5 protein-coding genes are annotated in these 7,177 nt (G+C 34.8%); 1 reads left to right on the top strand and 4 read right to left on the bottom strand.

What is annotated here, in order from left to right; all coding sequences use genetic code 11:
• Positions 1 to 84 precede the first annotated feature (84 nt).
• Positions 85 to 480 (bottom strand): response regulator, encoded by a 396-nt coding sequence (locus GSY74_RS09705; RefSeq protein ID WP_164664902.1) that lies wholly within the window; start codon positions 478 to 480, stop codon positions 85 to 87.
• Positions 481 to 578: 98 nt separating this feature from the next.
• Between GSY74_RS09705 and GSY74_RS09700 the strand changes: the two genes are divergently transcribed.
• The gene (locus GSY74_RS09700; protein ID WP_164664901.1) at positions 579 to 1,790 is read left to right on the top strand and encodes a sensor histidine kinase; all 1,212 of its coding nucleotides are present in this window, start codon (positions 579 to 581) and stop codon (positions 1,788 to 1,790) included.
• A 27-nt stretch (positions 1,791 to 1,817) separates the two neighbouring features.
• Here GSY74_RS09700 and GSY74_RS09695 read toward each other — a convergent pair whose 3' ends face one another.
• The 3 genes from GSY74_RS09695 to GSY74_RS09685 all read right to left on the bottom strand — a co-directional run bounded on the left by GSY74_RS09695 (position 1,818) and on the right by GSY74_RS09685 (position 6,981).
• Positions 1,818 to 4,400 carry a M14 family zinc carboxypeptidase gene (locus GSY74_RS09695; protein ID WP_164664900.1) on the bottom strand — a complete coding sequence of 861 codons (2,583 nt, stop codon included), beginning with the start codon at positions 4,398 to 4,400 and terminating at the stop codon, positions 1,818 to 1,820.
• 203 nt (positions 4,401 to 4,603) lie between these two features.
• A complete protein-coding gene (locus GSY74_RS09690) occupies positions 4,604 to 6,040 on the bottom strand; it encodes a RimK family alpha-L-glutamate ligase (protein ID WP_164664899.1) in 1,437 nt (478 codons plus the stop codon).
• A gap of 32 nt (positions 6,041 to 6,072) precedes the next feature.
• Entirely contained in the window at positions 6,073 to 6,981 is a 909-nt protein-coding gene (locus GSY74_RS09685) for a RimK family alpha-L-glutamate ligase (protein ID WP_370518798.1), read from the bottom strand.
• Positions 6,982 to 7,177 lie beyond the last annotated feature (196 nt).

Here is a 7,177-nt window from a genome sequence, read left to right as displayed (position 1 = left end):
ATTTAAATCTAGGGAGACCTTCTTTGAGAGCAATATTGATAAAAGCCCCAAAATTAGATATATTCGTGTTAGTGGTTTTAAATCTTAAAAAACCTCTAATCTCTCCTCTACAGCCATTGCTAAATAGTGTAGTGAGTTAAAAAACTGCTCCTCATCAAGTGGTTTCAGTAGAAATGTATCTATCCCTATCTCTGTAGCCCTATCTTTACATGTACTATCATCTCGTGCAGTAAAGAGAGAGATTATCTGATTTGGATTTATCTTTTTTATCGCTTGGCACATCTCTAGTCCACACATATTTGGCATAGTTATATCACTAATGACTATGTCTGGTCTCTTATCTTTGTAGATTTGTAGCCCCTCATTCCCATCACTTGCTAAAAACACCTCTTGGCAGTATGATTTAAGCAAGGAACCAATCATATCTTGTGTATCATAGTCATCATCTACAAATAGTATTGTAATTTCGTCTAATAACATAACTTTTATCCCCTTTTGGTTGAGTTGTTAATAATAACATAATTTTGTTTAACTATAATAGTAGAAAAGATTAAATTATAACAGAAGGAGTTAGAATTATGTCATTTTCTAATGAAATTATAAAGAGAGAGGTAACTCAATTCAGAGAGATAACAGATATTTTCAACTCCTTAGAGTTTGGTTGTAGTAAATATAAAGATAGACTAGAGAGAAAAAATGACTATCTTGATGCTATACTATATGGGACTGTGAATATTATTTTACTAAAAGATTTTGATAAAAATCTTCTATATCTAAACAGACAATTTTATAACTATTTCCCTGATTATAAAAATATTACAGAGTTTAAAAAGAGACACAACTCTATATCTGAATTTTTTGATAGTGATGATAAGGAGTATATAGATGCAGAGTACTACCATAAAAATTTTGATTATATAGTAGCAGATAAGATTGAACATAAGGTCAAGATTACACAAAATGATAAAACTACTTTTTTTAAATTAACAGTTAGCAAGTCCGAACTTAACAAAAAATATTTTGTTCTTATCTTAGCAGACATCACTAAACTAGAACTGGAGATGAAAAAAAATATCCTACATGAGAGAATGCTTCAACAGCAGTCAAAGATGGCATCTATGGGAGAGATGATAGCCAATATAGCTCATCAATGGAGACAACCGCTCAATGCTCTTAGTGTAATAAATGTATTTATGCATCGAAAATATGAGTTAGATGAGTTATCCAAAGAAGATATGGATAGCTTCAAAGAGAAGTCAAGTAGTATTATAAAAAGGATGAGTAGTACAATAGATGATTTTAGCAATTTTTTCTCTCCAGAGCGTAAATCAAAACAGAGATTTTCTATCTCGGATGCTATAGATAGCACTACAATATTTATGGGTAATCCTTATCTAAGAAATCGTATCAAGTTGATAAATAAGGGTCAACAAGATATAGAGGTGTTAGGCTACAGGAGTGAGCTAGAGCAGGTTCTATTAAACTTATTTAATAATTCACGAGATGCTATCAAAGAACAAAAAGAGAGACAACTTATAGTCACTATAGATGTGGTAGAGATAGGTGATATGGTAAAGATAGAGATAGCAGATAATGCAGGGGGAGTGGATAAGAAGATTATAGATAGAGTTTGTGAACCATATTTTACTACCAAGTTTGAGAGTGAGGGGACAGGTATTGGGTTATATATGTCAAAGATGATTATAGAGAAGTCTATGGGTGGGAGTTTGAGACTTAAAAACAGAGATGATGGGGTGGTTGCTATTATTGAGATTAGGAGGGAGGTTTAAAATATTAAGTGGTCGGTGTTACCGACCCTACAATTTTCCTATATACTCCACAGTAGCACCTTCACTATAGTTAGGAACATCATCATAGGAGAAGACAGCATAATATTTATGCATGTCGGTGGAGCCAAAACTATCATAAGTATAGTTATCTAGCCCTGCATATAGTTTTACACCATCAAAAGGATTTTTGGGTTTATGCCAACGATTTCTAACGACAAAGTAGCCTACTAAACCATCATCTTCTACTCTATCCCAACTTAACTTAACCAAATTTTTATCAATATTGGCAGATAGATTCTTGGGTGAATGGGGTGCATTTCGTCTGCGTCTGATATATCTAATCATCAACTTAGCCGATTTTCTACCCTCACAAGCCCAGTTGATTAGGTGTTCTCTACTTAGTACAGAAGTTGGACGGATAATGAACTTTGCCTCTTTGTTATTCTCATGCATCTCTTCAAGTGCTAGTTTTGAGTATTTATCAAAAGCAAAGTGATGTCTTTTTTTTGTGCCAAGCTCTGCGGAACTCACCTCATATCCTATATACTCAATTCTCTCTCTATCTTTTATATCATGATAGGAGAACTCATCTATATCGACAAACTCTACATCATAACGGATATCTACCTCTTTTTTGACTGTTGAGGTGTTATTTATTCTTATCCAAGCTTCAGTGATAACAGTATCATCAATATTTGGTAGAGAGGAGAGGTCAAATGCCATATAGGCGTAGACTTTCTTATGCTCTTTGTCAAATCCACATGCTAACTTATCTGCTATCACCTCATCTTCGGAGATAGTCATAGCATTAGATATATTAATAGCAATTTTTTGAGAAGGAACTGTATATTTAATATCTATAGATGGTCGATAGTGTAGTCCACCACCTTGATTTCCATAACCCAAATCAAATACCATTATTTGAGAATCTCTCCCAACAGGAAGTTTGGTTGGACCCTCTAATTTGATAATAACTTTTTCATGGGAGAGTTGCTCTTGTAGTTTCTTTCTCTCAAACTCATTAAAATCCCAGTGACTCCATATACCTTGTGTTAATTGCTCTGAAGGAATACTTTTACCTACAGTCTTGATATGTGTAGCATCGTGTACCTGCTCATAATCCTGTATATCCGCAATACTCTCTGAGTCAACAATAGAGAGTGACCACTCACCATACTTCTCTATCTTGGCAGAGACTCTGTTTAGAGGATATAGGGATATTTTAGCTTCTAGGATAATAGCATTTGTGGGGATACTATCTAAGTCAAACTGCATAACACCATAGCTTATGCCTCTACCTGAATTTACTCCTACTTTGAGGGAGTTTACACCAAAGTGGCTTCTGTTTGCCTCTGGTGATTTTTGGGCTACATATCCAATATTTGAACTTTTTGGAAAAATGGTTCGGTGAAATTCATGCTCTTCAAGTAGAGTTTTTAGTTTGACTTTTGGGGCAAATGGTGATTTTGTATTGGAGAGTTTATGAACGGCTCTAATATAGTAGAAGTACATCTCTCCACTATCTAAGTTCTCATCTTTAAACTCTCTATTGCTAGTGACACCAATAAGTGATGAGTCATTACACTCCATTTTGTTGTTTCTATTTCTATAAATCTCAAAGTATATCTCTCTGCTATGGTCAGGATACTCCCACGAGAGATAACAGCTACCAGAGTCAAACATAGAGAGGTGGAAATTTTTTACTCTTTGGGGGGCATTTTTACTATAGTTTCTTGACTCCCCTAGTGCATAGAGAAGAGCAGGAATATTCTCATCTACTGACTCTTTCATATTCTGCATATAGTCAGGGATATTTCTAGTTCCTACCTCAACTACAACAGCAAGGATGCCTTTTGAGTAGTAGAACTCTCTTCCACTTCCTGAGATAAGTTTTGTTGGTGGCTTTCCTCTGTTGATACCATATTTTCGTCCTGTTACTTTATTGATATGGTAGTTCATATTGGCACATAGGGTATTGAGGTCTGTCCCCTCTAGCTCTTTTTCATGGTTAAACTTATGTGCAGGGAAAAAGACATTGCCTTGTGAGTGGTAATCTAGTGCAATAGTGATATTTTTATGACTCTTTACAAAGTCTCTCATAGCTCTAGTCTCTGGTTCAGAGAATGGTTCTGTTCCGCCATATACATTGGAGGCTGTGTTGGTCGATTTTTTATAACCTACAGGGAAGTTACGATTTAGGTCAACACCAAATGTACCATCACCATTATCTCTTCGGTTTTTACGCCAAAAAGAGAAGTGGAGACGGCTATACTCAAAACCATCAGGATTTAGACATGGAACTAGATAGAGTGTATTATTGGTTAGAGTATTTAAAATCTCTGGATTAGAGTTGTAGTTTTTGAGTAGATAGTCAATAAACTCTATACCTAACTCATTTCCAATCCACTCTCGTGCGTGAACGGTTCCTGTAAAGAGTAGAGCAGGTTTTAGATTGGCATAAGCTACATTGAGTGAGATAGTTGCTAGTAGTATATCTCTATCTTCATAACTCTTGCCAATACTCTTTACTGTTATAAGGTCTGGGTAGTTCTCTGCACATCTAAAAAGAAAGTCAGAACTCTCCTTATAGGATTTGTATTGTTGTTTCATAATCTATTTTCCCCTTTAAGTTAAGATAAATGTTTGATGGTTTTTATAAGGTTACTCCAATAGATATCTTTCAAAACTAGGAACCGATGGCTTTAGCCTCGTTATATTCGGGACTAAAGTCTCCGATTCCAAGTGAATTTTGCAAGAAGTTTAATAGAGTAGCCTAATCGTGGGCAGAGATACCCACAAAGGGGATAGCCACACTATTGTGCTACTATTTTTTCTCTCTCTGTCTCTTTGTAAGAACTCCACGCTTCAATTATCTTCTCAACAAGTTTACTATCTATAGATTTAATATCTTCTAAAACTCTAGGTTCAATCTCTAATGTATTAACAAGTTCAGTGTGGTCAAATTGAGATAAGATTTTACTCAATTTTTTCTTTCCTAAACCTTTAATTGAGAGAAGTAATTTTTCTAACTCCTCATCACTTATAGTAATAGCCTCTGTAGCCTCATCTCCACTCACTTCAGGAGCCTCTACATCTTTTAGGGCAGGTACCTTCATAGACTTGATATTTTTAAGTGCAAATCTATCTTGGTAGTTCCACTCTTCACTTGGCCACTCCTCAAATGTTCTCTCTTTTATATCAAACATTTTATATACTTCATCTAGCTCATGCAGATATACCTCTCCTTTACCATACATCTTCTTTTTGGTACCAAAGTATGTATCATCAGAACTCTGGCTATATTTACCAAATGTAATATGTCTCATTGTTCTCAAAAGATTAGAATCAATCTTACTTAGCTCTTCCCAGTTAAACATTGGCATATGTGGTTTTCTAAATCTTCCTTCACTTAGACTCCACATGATGTATTGACCAATCCAGTCTCTGATATATGGGAACGCTGCAAATGCAGTAGCACACTCAAGGATTCTTACTTTTCCATCTTTACCATAAGCGATGTCACAAGCCCAATACTCTGCGTTTGCAGCTTTTGAAGTACGAACAGCAAGGTCAAGAACATTTTTTGGAACATCCATATAGTCCATAGAGCCACCTTGACTAGTGTTTGTCAACCACTCACCCTCAGGAGCTCTTCGCCAAAATGCACATACTGGTTTGTGACCGATAAGCATTACACGGATGTCTGCCTCCATTGGTACAAAATCTTGGAAATACATCGGATGGTATTTTTTCTGTGCATATAGCTCTTTTGCTTCTGTATACGAATCAACTTTATGAACAAAATATCCACCATAGTTAGATGGTCCGTAAGATTTTTTAACAATTTTTGGATACTCTGTCTTTTTCAAGAACTTGTCTGCATTTGGTCTATTATAGTAAACATATGTTTTTGGAATTGGCAGGTCATACTTCCAAGCAAATCGTGTTACATTCTCTTTTGATTTATTAGAGAACTGTGTATCAAGAGATGGGATAAACCGAACATGTGGTAACTCTCTTGCTATCTCTCTAAATGTCTCATATGCTGTTGCTGGAATATTTCCGATAAGTACATCAATCTTTTTCTTTTTGACCTCTTTGATAAATCTATCTTTATCTTTTCCCCAGTGGTAAGTTACCGTCTCTATTTTATTTGGCCAACCCTTGAAGTTTGAGTGGTCAAAGAATCTTAGGACATAGTCCATGTATAAAAATCCAAGTTTTGGTAGTTGTTTGTTGCTTAAGCCCATTGTATTTCCTTTAATTATAATCTATTTAAATTTTAGTTTTTTGTTTTTTTATCTATCATATCAACGATAAGCTCTATCTTCTTATCATTAAAATCCAGACCCATCTTCTCTTGTTCGGGTGTTGCAAATGCGGGTATCCCGTTGACCTCTAGTACTATATACTCCTCTTTCTCTATATCATAAATAATATCAACACCTGCAATATCTGCACCACAAGCTTTGGCAGCTTTTGTAGCAACTTTGACAATCTCATCATTGGCTTCTCTCATAAAAACTGAACCACCAGCAGTGATATTGGTACGCCAATCACTTCCACTAGCTTTTCGTCCATAACAGCTTACAAATTTACCATCCACAATATCTACTCTAAAGTCAGTGTTATCATATTTGATAAATCGCTCTACATAAAAATATCGTAAATCCATCTGGTTTAGAAATGGCATCAACATATCGAGACTGGCTTCATTTTCAATTTTGGTTAGACCAACTCCACCCCAACCATCTGTTGGTTTATAGACCATCTTGTCCCATTTTTTGATAGTTTTTTTAAGCTCATCAGTATCATCACGGTGACAAAGACGGTAATCAGCTGTGTGGATTCCACTGTTTCTTAAGACAAAAGATGTGTGAAACTTATCCTCTGTTAGAGCAAAAGAGTCATAAGTGTTTATCATAGGAATAACACGGCTTAGTGCTTGGTAGAGATAGACTTGATATTGAGTCTGTTCTCCTGCATTATAAGAGAAGAATAGGTCTAGTTTATTAAGTCTTGTCTTACCATGATATATATTTCCATTTCTTGCTGTTGAATTTCGAAGATTGAGATTATCCATAACTTCAATCTCTCTCTCTTTTAGTTTTTTTATGATTTTTTTACCAATGACATCACCACCACCATTTTGGTATAGCCACATGCCAATTGTTCGCTCTTTTCCCATCATTTTTCTCCAAATATATGTTGTTTATTGTTAATAATTGCTACTCTATATTTTATAAAAAACTGCTTAATTTTTTAATTTTTTATTAATGGAATTATAGCTACTATTTATAAAAATGAAATGAAACAATCTACTTTCTTTTTGAAAAAGAATCAGTAGACTCTTTTAATATAAAATTAAACTTAAATAATTTATCTAT

Source organism: Sulfurovum sp. bin170, assembly GCF_010892395.1.
In the GTDB taxonomy this organism is placed as follows: domain Bacteria; phylum Campylobacterota; class Campylobacteria; order Campylobacterales; family Sulfurovaceae; genus UBA1140.
Note: the sequence above shows the minus strand (reverse complement) of the source record. Positions and strands in the feature narration are given on the sequence as shown.

What these genes read in the sequence shown, in the direction of transcription:
- GSY74_RS09700 (WP_164664901.1), top strand. Translation starts at nt 579, where the DNA reads ATGTCATTTTCTAATGAAATTATAAAGAGAGAGGTAACTCAATTCAGA.
- GSY74_RS09705 (WP_164664902.1), bottom strand. Translation starts at nt 480, where the DNA reads ATGTTATTAGACGAAATTACAATACTATTTGTAGATGATGACTATGAT.
- GSY74_RS09695 (WP_164664900.1), bottom strand. Translation starts at nt 4,400, where the DNA reads ATGAAACAACAATACAAATCCTATAAGGAGAGTTCTGACTTTCTTTTT.
- GSY74_RS09690 (WP_164664899.1), bottom strand. Translation starts at nt 6,040, where the DNA reads ATGGGCTTAAGCAACAAACAACTACCAAAACTTGGATTTTTATACATG.
- GSY74_RS09685 (WP_370518798.1), bottom strand. Translation starts at nt 6,981, where the DNA reads ATGATGGGAAAAGAGCGAACAATTGGCATGTGGCTATACCAAAATGGT.